Consider the following 3,112-nt stretch of genomic DNA (forward strand, 5'->3'; position numbering starts at 1 on the left):
CAAAACTGAATATTTAGTGAGCCTTTCGGCTAGACCTAATCCTTACTCAAACATCTTTCTTGGTCAAGTCCTCGATCTATTAGTATCAGTAAGCTACATACATTGCTGCACTTACACCTCTGACCTATCAACCAGGTAGTCTTCCTGGGATCTTAACCTTGCGGTGGGAAATCTTATCTTGAAGTTGGCTTCGCGCTTAGATGCTTTCAGCGCTTATCCTTTCCATACATAGCTACCCAGCCATGCCCTTGGCAGAACAACTGGTACACCAGAGGTATGTCCATCCCGGTCCTCTCGTACTAAGGACAGATCTCCTCAAATTTCCTACGCCTGCGACGGATAGGGACCGAACTGTCTCACGACGTTCTGAACCCAGCTCGCGTACCACTTTAATGGGCGAACAGCCCAACCCTTGGGACCAACTACAGCCCCAGGATGTGATGAGCCGACATCGAGGTGCCAAACCTCCCCGTCGATGTGGACTCTTGGGGGAGATAAGCCTGTTATCCCCAGGGTAGCTTTTATCCGTTGAGCGATGGCCCTTCCACGCAGAACCACCGGATCACTAAGTCCGTATTTCTACCTTGCTCGACCTGTATGTCTTGCAATCAAGCTCCCTTTTGCCTTTACACTCTTCGTACGATTTCCGACCGTACTGAGGGAACCTTTGAGCGCCTCCGTTACCTTTTGGGAGGCGACCGCCCCAGTCAAACTGCCCACCAGACAGTGTCCCAAGACCAGATTCATGGCCTATGGTTAGAGTCCCAATACTACAAGGGTGGTATCCCAAGGATGACTCCATCTAAACTGACGCCCAGATTTCTCAGTCTCCCACCTATCCTGTACATGTAGTACCGAGACCCAATGTCAAGCTACAGTAAAGCTCCATGGGGTCTTTCCGTCCTGTCGCAGGTACCCGGCATCTTCACCGGGACTACAATTTCACCGAGTCTGTTGTTGAGACAGTGCCCAAATCGTTACGCCTTTCGTGCGGGTCGGAACTTACCCGACAAGGAATTTCGCTACCTTAGGACCGTTATAGTTACGGCCGCCGTTTACTGGGGCTTAAGATCACTGCTTCGATTGCTCTAACAGATCCCCTTAACCTTCCAGCACCGGGCAGGCGTCAGCTCCTATACATCGTCTTGCGACTTAGCAGAAACCTATGTTTTTGGTAAACAGTCGCTTGGGCCAATTCTCTGCGGCCCCATTTCTGGGGCACCCCTTATCCCTAAGTTACGGGGTCATTTTGCCGAGTTCCTTAACAACAGTTCTCTCGCTGGCCTTAGGATACTCTCCTCACCCACCTGTGTCGGTTTGCGGTACGGGTACCTTTAATCTCGATAGAGACTTTTCTCGACAGTGTGAAATCAGCTGCTTCGCTACTTAGTTTCGCTCCCCATCGTATCCCAGCATTAATCAAACGGATTTGCCTATTCGATCTGCCTCAATACTTAGACACACATAACCAACAGTGTGCTCAGCTTATCCTACTGTGTCATCCCATCTCTCAAACGATTATCGGTAGTACAGGAATTTCAACCTGTTGTCCATCGCCTACGCCTTTCGGCCTGAGCTTAGGTCCCGACTAACCCAGGGAGGACGAACCTTCCCCTGGAAACCTTGGGTTTACGGCCTGAAGGATTCTCACCTTCATCTCGCTACTCATGCCAACATTCTCTCTCCCATACTGTCCACAGCTCCTTACGGTACTGCTTCATCCTGCATGGGAAGCTCCTCTACCCATCTTTCGATGCCGTAGCTTCGGTAGTATGTTTTAGCCCCGGAAATCTTCGGCGCAGGATCACTCGACCAGTGAGCTATTACGCACTCTTTAAATGAATGGCTGCTTCTAAGCCAACATCCTGGTTGTCTATGCAATCCCACATCCTTTACCACTTAACATACATTTAGGGACCTTAGCTGACGGTCTGGGCTCTTTCCCTTTCGACTATGAACCTTATCACCCATAGTCTGACTCCTGAATAAAAGATTATGGCATTCGGAGTTTGATAGTCTTCGGTAAGTGCAATACCCCCTAGGACATTCAGTGCTCTACCTCCACATCTCTACATTCAAGGCTAGCCCTAAAGCTATTTCGAGGAGAACCAGCTATCTCCGAGCTCGATTGGAATTTCACCGCTACCCACAAGTCATCCCCGCACTTTTCAACGTACGTGGGTTCGGACCTCCACGAAATTTTACTTTCGCTTCATCCTGCTCATGGGTAGGTCGCCCGGTTTCGGGTCTACGTCATGTGACTATGTCGCCCAGTTAAGACTCGCTTTCGCTACGGCTCCACACCTTAAGTGCTTAACCTTGCCACATAACGTAACTCGTTGGCCCGTTCTACAAAAAGTACGCGGTCACGCCAGTAATGCGCTCCCACAGATTGTAAGTGCAGGGTTTCAGGTTCTATTTCACTCCCCTCCCGGGGTTCTTTTCACCTTTCCCTCACGGTACTATACGCTATCGGTCACTAGGTAGTATTTAGCCTTGGGGGGTGGTCCCCCCTGCTTCCCACAAGGTTTCACGTGTCTCGTGGTACTCTGGATCATATCAAGAGTCTTCTTGGCTTTGTGTACGGGACTATTACCCTCTGTGGTAGAACTTTCCAGAACTCTTCCACTCGCAATAACTACTCCTTAAGATATGTCCGCAACCCCAAATTAGTAAACTAACTTGGTTTGGGCTCTTCCGCGTTCGCTCGCCGCTACTAGCGGAATCGAATTTCTTTCTCTTCCTTCAGGTACTTAGATGTTTCAGTTCCCTGAGTTCCCCTCCTTAGGCTATGTATTCACCTAAGGATACTTGGACATTACTCCAAGTGAGTTTCCTCATTCAGAAATCTCCGGATCAAAGTGTATGTGCCACTCCCCGAAGCTTATCGCAGCTTATCACGTCTTTCATCGGCTCCTAGTGCCAAGGCATCCGCCCTGCACCCTTAATAACTTGACCAGTTATTAATGAGATTTTTCTAATTTTGGTCTTTCGACCAGTGTTAAAAGAATAATTGGTGTTTTTTAATGAGTTTTCTCTCATATATTTTATCAAGTTCAACTTGATAGATGTCTTTTGTAATCACTAAATTATTCAGTTTTCAAGGTACAAA

Annotated in this window: 1 rRNA gene; it reads right to left on the reverse strand. The window is 48.5% G+C overall.

From position 1 onward, the window contains the following. Positions 1–59: 59 nt before the first annotated feature. Positions 60–2,958, reverse strand: a 23S ribosomal RNA gene (locus tag HMPREF0631_RS00870). Between the last annotated feature and the right edge of the window lie 154 nt (positions 2,959–3,112).

It is taken from the genome of Peptostreptococcus anaerobius 653-L, assembly GCF_000178095.1.
GTDB classification, from domain to species: Bacteria; Bacillota; Clostridia; order Peptostreptococcales; family Peptostreptococcaceae; genus Peptostreptococcus; species Peptostreptococcus anaerobius.